Raw genomic sequence first — 16494 nt, 5'->3', positions numbered from 1 at the left:
TGGAATGGTGCCCATGACAATCGGAACCCAGCGGGTACTGGTGGGTGCGGACCCGCTGACTCTGTCCGAAGTGGTCGCGGTGGCGCGGCACGGCGCCGCGGTGGAGCTCGCCCCGGCCGCCCTGGCCCGGCTGGCCCAGGTGCGCCGCCACATCGACGAGCTGGCACACAGCGAGCGACCCGTCTACGGCGTCTCCACCGGATTCGGCGCGCTCGCGCTGCGGCATATTCCGCCGGAGCGGCGCACCGACCTGCAGCGCTCCCTCATCCGCTCGCATGCGGCCGGCGCGGGCACGCCGGTGGAGGCCGAGGTGGTGCGGGCCATGATGTTGTTGCGGCTGCGCACTCTCATGTCCGGTCATACGGGGGTGCGGCCCGAAACCGCGCAGGCGCTGGCCGGACTGCTGGACAGCGGGCTGATTCCCGTTGTCCCAGAATATGGTTCGCTGGGTTGTTCAGGCGATCTGGCTCCCTTGGCCGCCGTGGCGCTCGCGCTCATGGGTGAAGGTTCGGTGCTCGGCCAGGAGGGGGAGTATCCGATCGCGCAGGCGCTCGGGGAGTTCGGGCTGACGCCCATCACACTCGCCGAGAAGGAGGGCCTGGCGCTCACCAACGGCACCGACGGCATGCTCGGCATGCTGGCGCTGGCCATCGCCGATCTGCATCGGCTCTTCGACCTCGCGGATCTGACCGCCGCCATGAGCGTGGAGGCGCAACTGGGCACCGATCGCGTGTTCGCGGCCGATCTGCAGCAGCTGCGCCCGCATCCGGGGCAGGCCGCCGCGGCGGCCAATATGCGTGCGGCGCTGGCCGGTTCGGAGATCGTGGCCAGTCACCGCGGGGAGGACTGCCCGCGGGTGCAGGACGCGTATTCGCTGCGCTGCGCCCCGCAGGTGCACGGCGCCGCCCGCGACACCCTGGCCCATGCCGAGACGGTCGCCGAGCGGGAATTGTCCGCGGCCATCGACAATCCCGTGGTGCTGGCCGACGGCCGGGTGGAATCCAACGGCAATTTCCACGGCGCGCCCGTCGGCTACGTACTGGACTTCCTGGCCATCGCGGTCGCGGATATGGCGAGCATTGCCGAGCGGCGCACCGACCGCATGCTGGATGTGCACCGCTCGCACGGCCTGCCCGCCTTCCTGGCCGCAGCTCCGGGCGTGGACTCCGGCTACATGATCGCCCAGTACACGCAGGCGGGCGTGGTGTCGGAGCTGAAACGCTGCGCCGCACCGGCCTCGGTGGATTCGATTCCGTCCAGCGCCATGCAGGAGGACCATGTGTCCATGGGCTGGGCGGCCGCGCGCAAACTGCGCCGTTCCGTGGACGGGCTGACCACCGTGCTGGCCATCGAATTGCTCACCGCCGCACGGGCGCTGGACTTCCGGGCGCCCTTGCGGCCCGCGCCCGTCACCGGCGCGGTCCGGGATCTGGTGCGCGAGCGCGTGCCCGGACCGGGACCCGATCGGCACCTCGCGCCGGATATCGCGGCCGTGACCGAACTGATCCGGTCCGGCGCCGTCAATCACCTTCTCGACCAAGGGGTTTCACACTCATGACCCGAACCGTTCGCGCGGCCCGCGGCACCACGCTCACCGCCCGCGGCTGGCAGACCGAAGCAGCATTGCGCATGCTGCACAACAACCTGGATCCGGAGGTCGCCGAGCGGCCCGAGGATCTGGTCGTCTACGGCGGCACCGGCAAGGCGGCCCGGGACTGGCCCAGTTTCGACGCCCTCACCCGCACCCTGACCGACCTGCGCGAGGACGAGACGCTGCTGGTGCAGTCCGGCAAGCCGGTCGGCGTGCTGCGCACCAACGAGTGGGCGCCGCGGGTACTGCTCGCCAATTCGAATCTCGTGCCGGACTGGGCGAATTGGCCGGAGTTCCGGCGGCTGGAAAGCCTCGGCCTCACCATGTACGGGCAGATGACCGCCGGATCCTGGATCTACATCGGCACCCAGGGCATTCTGCAGGGCACCTACGAGACCTTCGCGGCGGTGGCCACCAAGCGATTCGGCGGCAGTCTCGCCGGAACCCTCACCGTCACAGCCGGTCTGGGCGGAATGGGCGGCGCGCAGCCCCTCGCCGTCACCATGAACGGCGGGGTGGCGCTGTGTATCGAATGCAATCCCGAGCATGCGCAGCGCCGGGTGCAGACGCGCTACCTGGACGAGGTGGCCACCGACCTCGACGATGCGCTGCGGCGGGTACGGGCCGCCAAGCGGGAACGGCGGGCGCTGTCGGTCGCGGTCATCGGCAATGCCGCCGAGGTGCTGCCGGAACTGCTGCGCCGGGAGGTCGAGGTGGACATCGTCACCGACCAGACCTCCGCGCACGACCCGCTCACCTACCTGCCGATCGGCGTAGCGCTGGAGGACTGGGACGACTACGCGGGCAAGAAGCCCGATGAATTCACCAAGCGCGCACGGGATTCCATGGCCGTCCACGTGGGCGCAATGGTGGGCTTCCTCGATCGCGGGGCCGAGGTGTTCGACTACGGCAATTCCCTGCGCGGCGAAGCGAAGCTGGCCGGCTACGAGCGGGCCTTCGACTTCCCGGGCTTCGTGCCCGCCTACATCCGGCCGCTGTTCTGCGAGGGCAAGGGCCCGTTCCGCTGGGTCGCGCTCTCCGGCGATCCGGCCGATATCGCGGCCACCGACCGCGCCATCCTGGAACTGTTCCCGGAGAACGAATCCCTGGCGCGCTGGATGCGCCTGGCCGGCGAACGCGTGGCCTTCCAAGGTCTGCCCGCCCGCATCTGCTGGCTCGGCTACGGCGAACGGCACGCCGCCGGGCTGCGGTTCAACGAAATGGTCGCCAACGGCGAGGTATCCGCCCCGATCGTCATCGGCCGCGACCACCTGGACTGCGGCTCGGTGGCCTCTCCCTACCGCGAGACCGAGGCCATGGCCGACGGCTCCGACGCCATCGCCGACTGGCCCCTGCTGAATGCCTTGGTCAACACCGCCTCCGGCGCCAGCTGGGTATCCATCCACCACGGCGGTGGCGTCGGCATGGGCCGCTCGATCCACGCTGGACAGGTCACCGTGGCGGACGGGACGCCACTGGCCGCGCAGAAGATCGAACGGGTCCTCACCAATGACCCCGGTATGGGCGTGCTGCGGCATGTCGACGCGGGCTATCCGGAAGCGGACCGTGTCGCCAAGCAGCGTGACGTGCGAATCCCCATCTGGGACCGGTGAGTCGATGAGACAGACCACCCTTCGTGACTGCGCGCACCTGCGCGGCGCCGGTCCGATGACGCCGGCGCGGGGCGGATCGGGCGCGGGGCGTGTGCGACGAGGCGAGTCGGTGAGCGGCCGGGAGGCGGCGGGCAGGGAGGTGCGATGGTGAGCGGTCGGCGTGATGAGACAGTGGGCGGGGCGGTTCCGGCGCGAGTGCCGGGCGTGGCGGCGCGGGCTTCGGCCAATGAGCTGCTGGCGGAGATCGATCGGGTCGGGGCCGATCGGGCGCGCGGCGGGTATTCGCGGCATGTGTTCACCGGCGCCGAAGGGGAACTGCGGGAGTGGTTCCGGGGTGCGGCGCGGGCGCGGGGGCTGACGGTCGAGGTGGATCGGAATGCGAATCTGTGGGCCTGGTTCGGGGCGCCGGGGGCGGACGCCGTCGTAACCGGGAGCCACTTGGATTCGGTGCCGGGCGGTGGCGCGTACGACGGGCCGCTCGGGGTGGTGAGTGCGCTGGCCGCCTTCGATCTACTGCGGGCGGAGGGGTTCGTGCCGCGGCGGCCGCTGGCCATCGTGGTCTTCGCGGAGGAGGAAGGCGGGCGGTTCGGGGTGCCGTGCCTCGGATCGCGGCTGCTGACCGGCACTCTCGAACCCGAGCGCGCGCTGGCCCTGCGGGACGGTGACGGCACCACCTTCGCCGAGGCGGCGCGTGCGGCGGGGCACGCACCGGAACACTTCGGCCGCGATAGCGAAACCCTCGGTCGGATAGGCACTTTCGTAGAGCTGCACGTGGAACAGGGCAGGGGGCTGATTCACCTGGACGCGCCGCTCGCGGTGGGCAGCAATATCATTCCGCACGGCCGGTGGCGGTTCACCTTCACCGGGCAGGGCAATCACGCGGGCACCACGCTCATGGACGACCGCCACGATCCCATGCTGCCTGCCGCACAGATGATCACGGCGGTACGCGAGTCCGCGGCCGCCGTGCGCGAGGCGCGCGCCACCGTGGGGCGGCTGGTTCCGACCCCGGGCGGCACCAATGTCATCGCGTCTCAGGTGGACGTGTGGCTGGACGCGCGCCTGCCCGAGCCGGGCAACGTGCACGAGCTCGTCGCCGAGATCACCGAAAAGGCCAGGGCGGCAGCGGAACTCGAAGGCTGCGCGGTGGCGGTGCGGGAGGAATCCTACGAGGGCACCGCCGCCTTCGACCCCGAGCTACGAGACCGCCTGCGCGCCATGCTCGGCAATGCGCCGGTCCTGCCGACCGGCGCCGGGCACGATGCCGCGGTACTGGCCCGTTTCGTGCCCACCGCCATGCTCTACGTGCGCAATCCCACCGGCATCAGCCACGCTCCCGAGGAATTCGCCGAACCCGCCGATATCGACCACGGCACCGCCGAATTGGCTCACGTGCTACGGACCCTCGCCGGATGAGCGCCGAGCAGTCCGGCGGGATGCACAGCTACTGGTGTGCGCGGGCGTGGCTGCCGAGCGGGGTGGCGGAGGGCGTGCGGATCGATATTGCCGAGGGCGTCATCGTGGCCGTCACGCCCGGTGCGGAGCCGGGCGGCGCCATCCTGCCGGGGGTGGTGCTGCCCGGGTTCGCCAATGCGCACTCTCATGCCTTTCATCGTGCGCTGCGCGGGCGGACCCATGATGATCGCGGGAGCTTCTGGACGTGGCGGGAGCGCATGTACGCGGTCGCGGAACGGCTGGAACCGGATTCGTACTATCGGCTGGCTCGCGCCGTCTACGCGGAGATGGTGCTGGCCGGGTACACCAGCGTCGCGGAGTTCCACTATCTGCATCACCCGGGCCGCGATCTGCGCTATGCCGATCCCAATGAGTTCTCCCACGCTCTGGTCGCGGCGGCCGCCGACGCCGGGATTCGGCTGACGCTGCTGGACGTGTGTTATCTGGCAGGAGGTTTCGGGCAGCCCACGACCGGAGTGCAGCGGCGCTTCGACGACGGGGATGCCGATGCGTGGGCCGATCGGGTCGAGTCCTTCCAGCCGGCAGGGGATCTGGTTGTCGTCGGCGCGGCCGTTCACTCGGTACGCGCGGTTCCTGCCGAGCAGCTTCCGGCCGTCGTGCATGCCGCGGCTGGGAGGCCCTTGCACATTCACCTGTCCGAGCAGCCCCGCGAGAACGAGGAATGCCTCGCGACCTACGGCTGTACGCCGACCGAGCTGCTGGCTTCGGCGGGCGCTTGGACGCCGCACACGGTGGCGGTGCACGCCACCCACCTGACCCCGGCCGACATCAGCACCCTCGCTCCTTCCTGGGTGTGCCTGTGCCCCAGTACCGAAGCCGATCTCGCCGACGGCATCGGACCCGCTCGCCGCCTCGCCGCTGCCGGGGTACGGCTCTGCCTCGGCAGCGACGGGCAGACGGTCATCGACCCCTGGCATGAGACTCGCGCCCTGGAACTGCACGAGCGCCTGGCCAGTGGCCGTCGCGGCCGCTTCGATATCGGCGAATTGCACTCCGCGGCAACAGCGCACGCCGCGTCCGGCTGGACCGGCCTGGGCGGGCTCGCTCCCGGTCAGGGGGCGGACCTGGTTTGTGTCGACCCTGCTTCTCCCCGCACCGCGGGCGCGGATTCCGCCGGAATCCTCTACGCGGCAACGGCCGCCGACGTCACCGATGTCATGGTGGCGGGCCGCTGGATCGTCCGCGACCGGACCCATCGGACCATCGACAACGTGGCGCACGCGCTCGCTACGGAGATCGGAGCGCTATGGCAGTGAAGACCGCGACGACCCTGATCGATGGGATCGGCGAACTCACCACCAATACCGACGAATTCGGTGTGTTGCGCGACGCCGCCCTGATCTTGGAGGACGAGCGGGTGCGCTGGGTCGGCGAATCGTCCCGTGCCCCGGCCGCCGATCATCGCATCGATGTCGACGGCCGGGCCGTGCTGCCGGGCTGGGTGGACAGCCACACCCATCTGGTGTTCGCCGGCGACCGCACCACCGAATTCGGTGCGCGCATGAGCGGAATGCCGTACTCGGCCGGGGGTATCCAGACCACCGTCGAGGCCACCCGCGCCGCGAGTGACGAGGCGCTGGCGGCCACGCTCGATCGGCTGCGCGAGGAGGCCCTGCGGCAGGGCACCACCTGCCTGGAGACGAAGACCGGATACGGTCTCACCGTTGACGATGAAAAGCGTTGTGCCGCTTTGGCGGCCGAGGTCGCCGACGAGGTCACCTTCCTGGGCGCGCACATCGTGCCGCGCGGTATCTCCGCCGACGACTACCTGGATCTGGTGTGCGGCCCGATGCTGGAGGCCGTGGCCGAACACGTCGGCTGGATCGATGTCTTCTGTGAGACAGGCGCTTTCGATGCCGAGCAGTCCGCCCGCGTACTGGAGGCGGGCCGGGCGCACGGTCTCGGTCTCCGCGTACACGGCAACCAGCTCGGCCCCGGCCCCGGTGTGCAGCTGGCGGTCCGGCACGGCGCCGCCAGCGTCGACCACTGCACTCACCTCACCGACGCCGACGTCGATGCGCTCGCCGCCTCCAGCACCGTCGCCACACTGCTGCCCGCCTGCGATCTCTCCACCCGCCAGCCGCTGGCCCCGGCCCGCCGCCTGCTCGATGCCGGCGCCCGGATAGCGCTGGCCACCAACACCAATCCGGGCAGCTCCTACACCACCTCGATGGCCTTCTGCGTGGCCACCGCGGTACTACAAATGCGGTTGTCCGTGGAGGAAGCCATCTGGGCCGCTACAGCCGGCGGTGCGCTCGCGCTGGGCCGCGATCTCACCGCCGACGGCGCGGTCGGCGTGCTGCGGCCCGGCGCCCGGGCCGATCTGCACGTGCTCGACGCGCCGTCGGCCGTCCATCTGGCCTACCGCCCGGGCGTCCCGCTCACCTGGGCGGTGTGGTGTCGAGGCGTGCCCCGGTAACCGGATGGAACAGGTGAACCGCCCCGCTGTCGAGTACCCGCAGCGTGACGGTCTCGCCCGGGCGGGCCGGGGCGCGGCGGGGTGAGCGGGCCACGAAGGTGGTGTCCGCGCCGTTCTCGGTGTCCTTAGGGCGGGCGTAGACGTAGGACTCGTTGCCGAGTTCCTCGACCAGCTCCACCGCGGCGGCGAAACCCGGTGTGTCGCCGACGATATCGAGTTGCTCGGGCCGGATGCCCACGGTGACCGTGTCGAGGTGCGCGGCGGCCAGCAGATCGAGGGTGGCGCGCGGCAGATCGAGAATGCTGCCGGCCACCGCGACCCCGTCGGGGACGATGCGGGCCTCCAGCAGGTTCATGGACGGGGAGCCGATGAACCCTGCGACGAAGGCATTGGCGGGCCGGTCGTAGAGCTCGGTCGGCGCGCTGAACTGCTGCAGTCGCCCGTCGCGGAGCACGGCGACCCGGTCGCCCATGGTCATGGCCTCGATCTGGTCGTGGGTCACATAGACCGTGGTGGTGCCCAATCTCCTTTGCAGTGCGGCGATCTGGCCGCGGGTCTGCACCCGCAGCTTGGCATCGAGATTGGACAGCGGCTCGTCCATGCAGAAGATGCGAGGCTCACGCACGATCGCGCGCCCCATGGCGACGCGCTGCCGTTGTCCGCCGGAGAGTTTCGCGGGCTTGCGGTCGAGATAGTCGGTGAGGTCGAGCAATTCGGCCGCGGCGGCCACGCGCCGCTTGCGTTCCTCCAGCGGCACCTTGCGCATCTTCAGCGCGAATCCCATGTTCTCGGCGACGGTTTTGTTGGGGTACAGCGCGTAGTTCTGGAAGACCATGGCGATATCGCGGTCCTTGGCGGGCACGCCGACCATGTCCTCGCCGTCGATGGCGATGGAGCCGGCGTCTATCTCTTCCAGTCCGGCGAGCATGCGCAGGGCGGTCGACTTGCCGGAGCCGGACGGCCCGACCAGCACCACGAATTCGCCATCGGCGATATCGAGATCGAGTGCGTCGACGGCCAGGGTTTCCGCGCCGGGGTAGACGCAGGAGGCGGATCGGTAACTGACGGTGGCCATTTCGTTCTTTCCTTACTTGATCGCGCCGAAGGACAGTCCGCGCACGAGCTTGTTCTGCGCCAGCCAGCCCGCGAGGATGACCGGCAGCGCGGTGAGCAGTGCCGCCGCCGAGAGCCGCGCCCAATAGAGACCCTCACCGGTAATGAAGCCCACCAGGTACACCGGAATCGTCTGCGCCTGCACGGCGGTGAGATTCACGGCGAAGAAGAATTCGTTCCAGGAGAAGATCACGCAGATCAGCGAGGTCGCCGCGATACCGGGGGAGACCAGCGGCAGGATGACCTCGCGCACCGCGGTCCACAGGCTCGCGCCGTCCATGCTCGCGGCCTCCAGTAGTTCACCGGGCACCTCGAGGAAGAACGAACGCATCATCCATACGGCGATGGGCAGGTTCATGGCCGTGTAGAGGATGACCAGCGCCCAGATATTGTCCAGCATCCCGATATCGCCGACGATCACGTACAGCGGCACGATGGCCGCGACCACCGGCAGCATCTTGGTGCTGATGAAGAAGAACAATGCGTCCCGGGTCTTGCGCACCGGCCGCAACGACAGTGCGAAGGCCGCCGGAACACCCAGGGCGAGCACGAGAATCGTGGACATGACGGTGGCGAAGGCGGAATTGGCGAGGGCCGTGCCGATCCCGCCGTTCAATACGGCGCGGAACTGGTCCAGGGTCGGTGCGAAGAACAGTTTCGGCGGATCGGTATAGGCGTCGCCCTCCTGTTTGAAGGCGGTCAGCGCCATCCACAAGACCGGGAAGAAGAAGCCGATGCCGACCACCCAGGCCAGCACGCCCCAACCGGCATTGCCCCAATTGCGGCGCCTGCGCACGGTGCCGGCAGCCCCGGTGGTTCTGGTCGCGGTAGCCATCAGGCGGCCTCCTCTTTTCCGGTGAAGCTGGTGAAGATCAACCGCAGCGCCAGGGTCGCCACGATGATGGTGGCCACCACGGTGACCACGCCCATGGCGGCGGCCTGTCCGATATCGAAGCCCAGGAAGGCCCGCTGGTAGATGTAGAAGGGCAGGTTGGAACTCGCGATGCCGGGCCCGCCGGAGGTCATCATGTACACCGCGTCGAAGGTGTTGACCAGGTAGATCGCCCCCAGCACCGCACCGAGTTCGAGGAACCGGCGCAGATGCGGCAGGGTGATCTCCCGGAACAGCGCGAAGGCGCCGGCACCGTCCACCCGGGCCGCCTCCATCACATCGCGCGGCAGGGACTGCAATCCGGCCAGGATGAGCAGCATCATGAACGGCGTCCACTGCCACACCAGATCCGCCATGACCGCCGGCAGCGGATACCGGCTCACCCAGTCGATGTGATGCACGCCGAAGGGCCGCAGCACGAAGTTGACCAGGCCGAAGACGGGATCCAGCAGAGTGGTCTTCCAGATCAGCGCCGCGGCGACGGGAGTCACCAGGAACGGCGTGATGAGCAGGGTCCGCACAATGCCGCGGCCGAGGAACGCACGGTCCAGCAGCAGCGCGAACAACAGGCCCAGGACCACCGAGATGAGCACGGTGCCCACGATCAGCACCACGGTATGCCAGGCGACCTGACGGAACTGACTGTCCCGCACGACATCCGCGTAGTTCTGCAAGCCGACGAAATGCCGGGAGCCGGGCCGGACCAGGTTCCAGGACTGCGTCGAATAGAAGAGGGTGAAGACGAACGGGATCTGCGTGACCACGATCATGAAGATGAGCGCGGGCAGTAGCGGTCCACGCCGCCGCCAGCCCTCCGCGCGCGTGATGTGGTCCTTCTTCGACCGCAGCACCTCGGCCGCGGAGGTCCCCTGCGGTGCGGAAAGCACTGCGGTGGTTGCCGTTTCGGACATTGCTAACTGTCCTTCCGATAGGTCTTGCCGACCACCTCGGCATACTGCTGCGATTGCGCGAGCGCGGCGGGCACACTGATCTGTCCCGCTATCGCCGCGCTGATCTGCTGACTGACCCGGGTACCCAGATCCTGGAACTCGGGAATCGCGAGGAACTGCACGCCGGTGTACGGAACCGGTTGCACGGTCGGATGATCCGGGTCGGCGGCCGCCATGGCGGACAGGGTGACCGGGCCGTACGCGGTGGAGATCTTCTTGTACTCCGGAATGTCATAGGTGGACAGGCGGCTGCCGGGCGGCACATGCGTCCAGCCGAGCTGCTGCCCGACGGAGCGGATGTACTGCTTGGAAGTCATCCAGGACACGAACTTCCACGCCGCGTCGGTCTTGTGGCTGGTCTTGGGAATCCCCAGCGACCAGGTGTAGAGCCAGCCGGAATTCGCGGTCTGCTCGACCGGCGCCGGTGCGTAGCCGACCTCGCCGACCACCTTGCTGGACTGCGGATCCTCGGTGACGCCCACCGCGGAGGTGGCGTCGTACCACATGGCCGCGTGGCCCTGCGAGAACTGTGTCGCGCATTCGCCGAATCCGGCGGTGGCGGCGCCGGGTTCACCGTACTTGCGGACCAGATCGACGTAGAACTGCACCGCGCGGGTGTCCGCCGGGCTGGTGAGCTGGGCATTCCAGTTCTCGTCGTACCAGCGGCCACCGAAGGTATTGATCATGGTGGTGAGCGGCGCGAGCGCCTCGCCCCAGCCCGGATCGCCGCGCAGGCAGATACCGGCCAGATCCGGGGTGTTCAGCTTCGCGGCCCATGATGCGACCTGCTGCCAGGTGGGGTGGTCGGGCATGGTGATACCGGCCTTGGCGAACAGATCCTTGCGGTACATGAGGAACGAGGATTCGCCGTAGAACGGCACCGAGTACATATTGCCCTGGTAGGACAGCGACTTCTGCAGGGACGGAATGAAATCCGCCTTGTCGTAGCCGGGGGTGGCGGCCATATAGGGGTCGAGATCGACCAGCCAGCCATTGGCGGCCCATTGTGGGGTCTCGTAGTTGCTGATCATCACGACATCGAATTCGCCGCCCCCGGTGGCGACCGAGGCGGTGATCTTGGCGCGGGCCTCGTTCTCGGACAGCGAGGTGAATTTCAGTTTGATGCCCGGGTTTTCGCGCTCGAACTGCGGAGCCAGGCTGATGGCGTCCTGCATCTGCGAGTTCGACACGATCGCAATCGTGACCGAGTCATTGCCGCCGCCGGTGAGTTCACCCGCGCCCGCGCAACCGGTGACCGTCAGCGTGACGGCCGCGAACAGCGCTGCCAGACAACGTGTTCGGCGTAGTGATTTCCGTAGGGACCGGCGCGGCGGGTTACCCGCTCGTCGCCTTCGATCGGTCGGGACCGAGTTCGGCATCGGTCGCCTCCTCTTTTCTATCCAGCAGCCATCTCGCGCAGCCGACATCGGTGATCAGGACCTTGGCCAGGCCACCGGTGAGCGCCGCGAGAATGGCCCGGTGCTTGGCGTCTCCGCCGGAGACGAGCACCGATGTCCGGCACGCCCGGACCGCGTCGAGGGGCACCGAGACCGTGCGGGCCGGCAGTTCGCCGCCGGCATCGGTGCCGTCGCCGGTGAAGAATCGGCCACCGATCTCGCCGATCGCACCGCGTTCCCGCAGGCCCGTCAGGACGGCCGTGTCCAGGAAATTGCCCGCGAAGAGGGTGGTCGCCGTCGATACCGTGCCGACGCCGAAGGCCATGACATCGGCTTGCGCGCCGATCGAGAGTGCTTGTCCCACAACGGAATCGTCGGTGAGGGCGGTGACGGTCGCGGGATCGGCGTAGAGCGGGGCGTGCAGCCGCACCGAGGCGGCCCGCAGCGCCGCGGCGCAGCGGCCGAGGGTGAAGTCGATGCCGGTCTGATAGTCGGCGCCGGTGAGCGCGCCGTCCAGCTGGACCACGCGGGCACACCGATTCGATCCGGCGCGCAGGGAATTCGCAATGGCCACCGTCTCCGGGCCCCAGGTGACGCCGAGGGTGTCGGCCGGCTGCAGGCGGCGCATGAGCACCTCGGCCGCCGCGCGGCCCAGCGCCTGGTCACCGGGTGACTCGTCGCCGCCGGGCGTGCCGATGACCCGCGCCTCCGTGAGGCCGAAGCGCCGCTCGAGCGCGCTCTCCAGGTCGGTGTGCACCGTATCGCGCAGGTCGCCGGGCACCGTGATCTCGATGCGAACCAGGCCCTGAGCGCGGGCGCGGGCCACCAGCCGGCCCGCGGTCGCCCGCGAAACGCCCAGTTTGGCAGCGATTTCCGCCTGGGTGGCGCCCTCCAGGTGATAGAGCTCCGCGGCGCGCAAGGCCAGGCGAACATCGTCCGGCGCGGCGGGCGAGGGCGTTTCGAGCGTCACGGCGGAGTCCTCATCGGTGAGCAATTGCTCAAGGTTCGAGCGATTGCTCACGAAGGTACCATTCGGATTGTGATGCACGCAACAGAGATTCGGAGCTGGGAATGACTGAGCTGAGTGGGCGCACTCTTCCTTCGATCGCGGCCCGGGTGCCGGTGCCCGGGTATCGGCGCGATGAAATACGGACCGGGATAGTGCATTTCGGTGTCGGCAACTTCCATCGCGCACACCAGGCCTGGTACCTCGATCGCCTGCTGGCGGCCGGCGGGAGCCGGGAGTGGGGCATCTGCGGCGTGGGAGTGCTGCCCGGCGATCGGCGCATGCGCGATGTGCTCGCCGCGCAGGACGGCCTGTACACCCTGGTCGAGGCCGGACCCGACGGCGAGCGGTCGCCGCGGGTGATCGGTTCGCTCGTCGAATACCGCTACGCGCCGGACGATTCCGCGGCCGTTGTCGAGAAGTTGGCCGATCCCGGGACCCGCATCGTCTCGCTCACCATCACCGAGGGCGGGTACCACGCGGACACCGCCGCACCGCTATCGGTATTCGGGCTGGTGACCGCGGCCCTCGCCCGCCGCCGGGCTCGCGGCCTGGCGCCGTTCACGATCATGTCCTGCGACAATATCGAGGATAACGGCGCGGTAGCGCGCACGGCCTTCGTCGAGTTCGCCAGGCGCGGTGATCCCGCACTGGCCGAATGGATTTCGCGTGAAGGGGCCTTTCCGAGCTCCATGGTGGACCGCATCACCCCGGCGACCACCGACGGCATGATCGCCGATCTGGAAACGGGATTCGGGGTCGCGGACCGCTGGCCGGTGCTGACCGAACCCTTCGCGCAATGGGTGCTCCAGGACGAGTTCCCCTTGGGGCGCCCGGATTTCGATCATGTGGGCGTACAGCTGGTGGATGATGTGGCGCCGTACGAGCTGATGAAACTGCGCTTGCTGAACGGCGGGCATCAAGCGCTCGCCTACCTCGGGCAGCTCTGTGGCTATCGCTATGTACACGATGCGGTGGCCGATCCATTGCTGTCCCGGTTCGTCGCCCGCTACATGGGGCGGGAGGCGCTGCCCACGCTGCCGCCGGTCCCGGGCATCGATCTGGCCGATTACCGCCGCACGCTGCTGGAGCGCTTCGGGAATCCGGCCATTGCCGACACCATCGCCCGGCTGTGCGCCGACGCCTCGGAACGCATTCCCAAATGGGTGGTTCCGGTAGCGCGTCACCAGTTGGCGACTGGTGGCGAATTCGCCTGCGCGGCAACGATGATCGCGGCCTGGGCGCGCTATTGCGAGGGTATCGACGAGCAGGGCGAACCGATCACGGTCGTCGATCCGCGCCGGGATCGGCTGATGGCCGCGGCCGCCCGGCAGTCGCAGGACCCGACGGCCTTCCTGGCCGACCGCTCACTGTTCGGCGATTTGCCCGATCACCCCGAATTCGTCGCCGTCTACCGCAAAGCCCTGGATTCCTTGCGTACTCACGGCGCCGCCGCAACCCTGCGCGAACTGCTGTAGCGCCGCCGCCCGATCAACCCCAGCGGTCGCTGAGGGTCTGCTTAAGATGCGCAACGAGTTCTTCTCGATGCGCACGGCCACGCGGTTGACTACTCCCGGCAGCGCGGGGTTCCCCCGAATTGCCTCGCTGCCGGACAGTTTCACAGCTGGAAGGATCCAATCCGATGACTCTCCTCAGCACCGGCGCTCGTCGCCGTACGGTGCGCACCGTGATCGCCTCCGCGATCCTGGCCGCCCCCCTCCTCACCGGCATCGGCGTAGCCTCCGCCGACGCCCCCGCCCTCACCCCCGCCACCCCCGGCACCTCCGCCCAATTCGTCGACTGGCACAGCTGGTACCGCTGGCACTGCGAGATCCAGCACGAATGGTGGCGCCCCCGCTGCCACCCCGAATACTGGCCCGGCCAGAACGTCCCCGACCTCGGCGACACCGGCAGCGGCGGCAGCATCTGACCTACCTCAACCCATCAACCCTCAACCCATAAACTCGGAGACGGCGCACCTCAGGTCCAGATTGTCCACCGCCCTCAGTTGCGCCGGCGGCGTCACCGCGATCCGCAAGTCCCGGAACTGGTCCAGCAACGCGATATGCACCGACCAGGTGACGCCCGGTGGCTCGTCCAGCAGCGGGACGAGCGCCCGAATCGCCCTCGCCTCGTTCATATCTCCGAGTACCCGGACCGCCTCGTATCCTCGAATTGGTTTACGCGCCGGCCGGCGAATAGAGCGAGGCGAGCGCGTTCGGATCGGGTGGGATGGCGGCGTCGAGCAAGGTCCGCGCGGCTGCTCGCGCGTGGTCGCAGCAACCGGTGTCGTCGAGGACCATCGAGCGACTCGCGGCGCCGTCGGCCAGCAGGGCGAGTTGTTCGCCCAGGGTTCGCGGGTCGGCGACGCCGAGCGTGGTCAGGAGTTCGGTGAGCCGGGTGACCATCCGGCGTTTCTGGATGGCCGCGTAGCGGTGGGCGGGGCTGTGGGGGTCGGGGAATTCGGCTGCGGCGTCGATGAATGGACAGCCGCGGATCGGGGTGCCGGCCTCGGCCGGGAGGGCGAACAGGGCCAGCAGGCGATCCCGGGGAGGCAGGTCCGCCCGGTCCAGGACGGCGTCGATGGTGCGGCCGGATTCGACCAGGTGGCGCAGATAGCTGACGACCAGGTCATCCTTGGTCGGAAAGTGCTGGTACAGAGTGCGTTTGGAGACGGGTGCGGCGGCCGCCACCTGTTCCATACTCGTCGCGGTGATGCCCTGCGCCTCGAAGAGCGCGGTCGCCGCGGCCAGGATGCGTTCGCGCCCTCCGCGGCCCCGGCGGCGCTGGACCTCCTTTGGATCACCCATTCCTTAAGCATACAGAATCGTTTACTTAAGCGGTGATCGCCTGGTAATCTCGCCGCGTTATGTAAACGATCCTGTCTACATAAGCGTTCGGCCCGAGGAGGAAGCAGTGACGGATCAGGGCACGACCATGCGAAACCACCTGCCCGGATACGCGGAAGAGTTGATCCGTGGCCGCCGCGCCGTCCGGTCCTTCCGTCCGGATCCCGTGCCGGAGCAGACGATGCGGGCCGTGTTCTCCCTGGCCGGCGCGGCGCCATCGAACTCCAACACTCAGCCGTGGACCATCGAAGTAGTCAGCGGCCCGGCCCGCGACCGGCTGAGCCGGGCCCTTCTGGCGGCGCACGCACAACAGCACCTGTCGGTGGATTTCCCCTACCGGGACGATCTCTATACCGACCTGCATCGCCTGCGCCGCAAGCACTTCGGCGAGACCATCTACGGAGCGCTCGGCATCGCCCGAGACGACTCCCAGGCTCGCGAGGCCCACAACGCCGAAAGTCTCCGCTTCTACGGCGCGCCCCACGTCGCCCTGATCTTCGCCCCGCCCGCAACCGACGAACGAATGGCCGCCGACATCGGCATGTACGGCCAAACCCTCCTCCTGACCCTGACCGCCTACGGAATCGCCAGCTGCCCCCAGGGTCTACTCGGCTTCTACGGTGACACGATCCGCCACCAACTCGGAATCACCGACGCCAAGCTGCTTTTCGGAGTCTCCTTCGGCTACCCCGACCCCGCGGCCCCGGTCAATCGAACCAGGATCCCCCGCGCAAATCTCTGTGAGACCACCAGATTCCACCGCTGACTCCCACCCGTCGCCCCTGCGATTGCGGCCTCGCCGGTCACATCGACGGGGGTGTCGGGGTGAGGCAGAACGGGTGACCCGCTGGATCCAGTAGTACGCGCCACTTATGAGGTGCCGGCTGGGTTTCCGGTTTCCGGGCTCCGAGTTCGAGTGCGATTTTTTCGGAAGAGTCGAGGTCGTCGACGAATAGGTCCAGGTGTAGCTGTTTGGGGATGGTGCTATTGGGCCAATCGGGTGGGTGGTGGTCGAGGACTCGCTCGATGGTGATGAAGATGCCGTCGGCCTGCAGGGCTACCAGGTCTTCCGACTCGTGAATGGTTTCGAGGCCGAGTAGTTCACGGTAGAAGCGGCCGAGCCGGATCGGGTCGTCGGTGTCCAGTGCTATGGCACCCAGCCTGGGTGTTGTCATCGCGTCTTGTACC

At 68.5% G+C, this 16494-nt stretch carries 16 protein-coding genes; 8 read left to right on the top strand and 8 right to left on the bottom strand.

Annotated elements, in window-relative coordinates:
• The first annotated feature begins 13 nt into the window (after positions 1–13).
• From hutH to hutI, 5 genes are all read left to right on the top strand, one after another.
• On the top strand, positions 14–1558 hold the full coding sequence (gene hutH, locus ACIP5Y_RS11255; protein WP_400349649.1) for a histidine ammonia-lyase: 1545 nt from the start codon (positions 14–16) through the stop codon (positions 1556–1558).
• Positions 1555–3204, top strand: a complete 1650-nt coding sequence (hutU, locus tag ACIP5Y_RS11250; protein WP_400349648.1) for a urocanate hydratase — start codon at positions 1555–1557, stop codon at positions 3202–3204. The genes hutH and hutU overlap by 4 nt, the downstream gene beginning before the upstream one ends.
• Positions 3205–3348: 144 nt before the next feature.
• Complete coding sequence (locus ACIP5Y_RS11245) at positions 3349–4620, top strand: allantoate amidohydrolase (RefSeq protein ID WP_400349647.1); 1272 nt, start codon at positions 3349–3351, stop codon at positions 4618–4620.
• Positions 4617–5936, top strand: coding sequence for a formimidoylglutamate deiminase (locus tag ACIP5Y_RS11240; protein WP_400349646.1), 1320 nt, complete (start codon positions 4617–4619; stop codon positions 5934–5936). The genes ACIP5Y_RS11245 and ACIP5Y_RS11240 overlap by 4 nt, the downstream gene beginning before the upstream one ends.
• Entirely contained in the window at positions 5927–7099 is a 1173-nt protein-coding gene (hutI, locus tag ACIP5Y_RS11235) for an imidazolonepropionase (RefSeq protein WP_400349645.1), read from the top strand. The genes ACIP5Y_RS11240 and hutI overlap by 10 nt, the downstream gene beginning before the upstream one ends.
• On the opposite strand, the gene ACIP5Y_RS11230 is transcribed toward hutI, so the two are convergent.
• Genes ACIP5Y_RS11230 through ACIP5Y_RS11210 form a run of 5 tightly spaced genes read right to left on the bottom strand, consistent with a single transcriptional unit; the run spans position 7062 to position 12421 of the window.
• Positions 7062–8174, bottom strand: coding sequence for an ABC transporter ATP-binding protein (locus ACIP5Y_RS11230; RefSeq protein WP_400349644.1), 1113 nt, complete (start codon positions 8172–8174; stop codon positions 7062–7064). The genes hutI and ACIP5Y_RS11230 overlap by 38 nt on opposite strands.
• Positions 8175–8186: 12 nt before the next feature.
• Positions 8187–9047, bottom strand: coding sequence for a carbohydrate ABC transporter permease (locus ACIP5Y_RS11225; RefSeq protein ID WP_400349643.1), 861 nt, complete (start codon positions 9045–9047; stop codon positions 8187–8189).
• The gene (locus tag ACIP5Y_RS11220; protein WP_400349642.1) at positions 9047–10015 is read right to left on the bottom strand and encodes a carbohydrate ABC transporter permease; all 969 of its coding nucleotides are present in this window, start codon (positions 10013–10015) and stop codon (positions 9047–9049) included. Before ACIP5Y_RS11220 ends, ACIP5Y_RS11225 begins: the two co-directional genes overlap by 1 nt.
• A gap of 2 nt (positions 10016–10017) precedes the next feature.
• Entirely contained in the window at positions 10018–11433 is a 1416-nt protein-coding gene (locus tag ACIP5Y_RS11215; protein ID WP_400349641.1) for an ABC transporter substrate-binding protein, read from the bottom strand.
• Positions 11390–12421, bottom strand: coding sequence for a sugar-binding transcriptional regulator (locus ACIP5Y_RS11210; protein ID WP_400351237.1), 1032 nt, complete (start codon positions 12419–12421; stop codon positions 11390–11392). The genes ACIP5Y_RS11215 and ACIP5Y_RS11210 overlap by 44 nt, the downstream gene beginning before the upstream one ends.
• A gap of 101 nt (positions 12422–12522) precedes the next feature.
• On the opposite strand from ACIP5Y_RS11210, the gene ACIP5Y_RS11205 reads away from it, so the two are divergent.
• Entirely contained in the window at positions 12523–13935 is a 1413-nt protein-coding gene (locus ACIP5Y_RS11205; RefSeq protein WP_400349640.1) for a mannitol dehydrogenase family protein, read from the top strand.
• 164 nt (positions 13936–14099) lie between these two features.
• A complete protein-coding gene (locus tag ACIP5Y_RS11200) occupies positions 14100–14387 on the top strand; it encodes a hypothetical protein (RefSeq protein ID WP_400349639.1) in 288 nt (95 codons plus the stop codon).
• Between the two features lie 21 nt (positions 14388–14408).
• On the opposite strand, the gene ACIP5Y_RS11195 is transcribed toward ACIP5Y_RS11200, so the two are convergent.
• Together ACIP5Y_RS11195 and ACIP5Y_RS11190 are read right to left on the bottom strand one after the other, a co-directional pair.
• On the bottom strand, positions 14409–14597 hold the full coding sequence (locus ACIP5Y_RS11195; RefSeq protein WP_400349638.1) for a hypothetical protein: 189 nt from the start codon (positions 14595–14597) through the stop codon (positions 14409–14411).
• 40 nt (positions 14598–14637) lie between these two features.
• Positions 14638–15267 (bottom strand): TetR/AcrR family transcriptional regulator, encoded by a 630-nt coding sequence (locus tag ACIP5Y_RS11190; RefSeq protein ID WP_400349637.1) that lies wholly within the window; start codon positions 15265–15267, stop codon positions 14638–14640.
• A gap of 106 nt (positions 15268–15373) precedes the next feature.
• Here ACIP5Y_RS11190 and ACIP5Y_RS11185 point away from each other — a divergent pair, with 106 nt between their 5' ends.
• Positions 15374–16072: a nitroreductase gene (locus ACIP5Y_RS11185; protein ID WP_400349636.1), complete on the top strand. Its 699-nt coding sequence runs from the start codon at positions 15374–15376 to the stop codon at positions 16070–16072.
• 37 nt (positions 16073–16109) lie between these two features.
• Here ACIP5Y_RS11185 and ACIP5Y_RS11180 read toward each other — a convergent pair whose 3' ends face one another.
• A complete protein-coding gene (locus tag ACIP5Y_RS11180; protein ID WP_400349635.1) occupies positions 16110–16481 on the bottom strand; it encodes a VOC family protein in 372 nt (123 codons plus the stop codon).
• Positions 16482–16494: the final 13 nt, after the last annotated feature.

The sequence above is a fragment of the Nocardia sp. NPDC088792 genome (assembly GCF_044750615.1).
In the GTDB taxonomy this organism is placed as follows: domain Bacteria; phylum Actinomycetota; class Actinomycetes; order Mycobacteriales; family Mycobacteriaceae; genus Nocardia.
Note: the sequence above shows the minus strand (reverse complement) of the source record. Positions and strands in the feature narration are given on the sequence as shown.

Bases quoted from the DNA above. Each gene is read 5' to 3' on its own strand.
- hutH (WP_400349649.1), top strand. From the start codon at position 14: ATGACAATCGGAACCCAGCGGGTACTGGTGGGTGCGGACCCGCTGACT.
- hutU (WP_400349648.1), top strand. From the start codon at position 1,555: ATGACCCGAACCGTTCGCGCGGCCCGCGGCACCACGCTCACCGCCCGC.
- ACIP5Y_RS11245 (WP_400349647.1), top strand. From the start codon at position 3,349: ATGGTGAGCGGTCGGCGTGATGAGACAGTGGGCGGGGCGGTTCCGGCG.
- ACIP5Y_RS11240 (WP_400349646.1), top strand. From the start codon at position 4,617: ATGAGCGCCGAGCAGTCCGGCGGGATGCACAGCTACTGGTGTGCGCGG.
- hutI (WP_400349645.1), top strand. From the start codon at position 5,927: ATGGCAGTGAAGACCGCGACGACCCTGATCGATGGGATCGGCGAACTC.
- ACIP5Y_RS11230 (WP_400349644.1), bottom strand. From the start codon at position 8,174: ATGGCCACCGTCAGTTACCGATCCGCCTCCTGCGTCTACCCCGGCGCG.
- ACIP5Y_RS11225 (WP_400349643.1), bottom strand. From the start codon at position 9,047: ATGGCTACCGCGACCAGAACCACCGGGGCTGCCGGCACCGTGCGCAGG.
- ACIP5Y_RS11220 (WP_400349642.1), bottom strand. From the start codon at position 10,015: ATGTCCGAAACGGCAACCACCGCAGTGCTTTCCGCACCGCAGGGGACC.
- ACIP5Y_RS11215 (WP_400349641.1), bottom strand. From the start codon at position 11,433: ATGCCGAACTCGGTCCCGACCGATCGAAGGCGACGAGCGGGTAACCCG.
- ACIP5Y_RS11205 (WP_400349640.1), top strand. From the start codon at position 12,523: ATGACTGAGCTGAGTGGGCGCACTCTTCCTTCGATCGCGGCCCGGGTG.
- ACIP5Y_RS11200 (WP_400349639.1), top strand. From the start codon at position 14,100: ATGACTCTCCTCAGCACCGGCGCTCGTCGCCGTACGGTGCGCACCGTG.
- ACIP5Y_RS11195 (WP_400349638.1), bottom strand. From the start codon at position 14,597: ATGAACGAGGCGAGGGCGATTCGGGCGCTCGTCCCGCTGCTGGACGAG.
- ACIP5Y_RS11190 (WP_400349637.1), bottom strand. From the start codon at position 15,267: ATGGGTGATCCAAAGGAGGTCCAGCGCCGCCGGGGCCGCGGAGGGCGC.
- ACIP5Y_RS11180 (WP_400349635.1), bottom strand. From the start codon at position 16,481: ATGACAACACCCAGGCTGGGTGCCATAGCACTGGACACCGACGACCCG.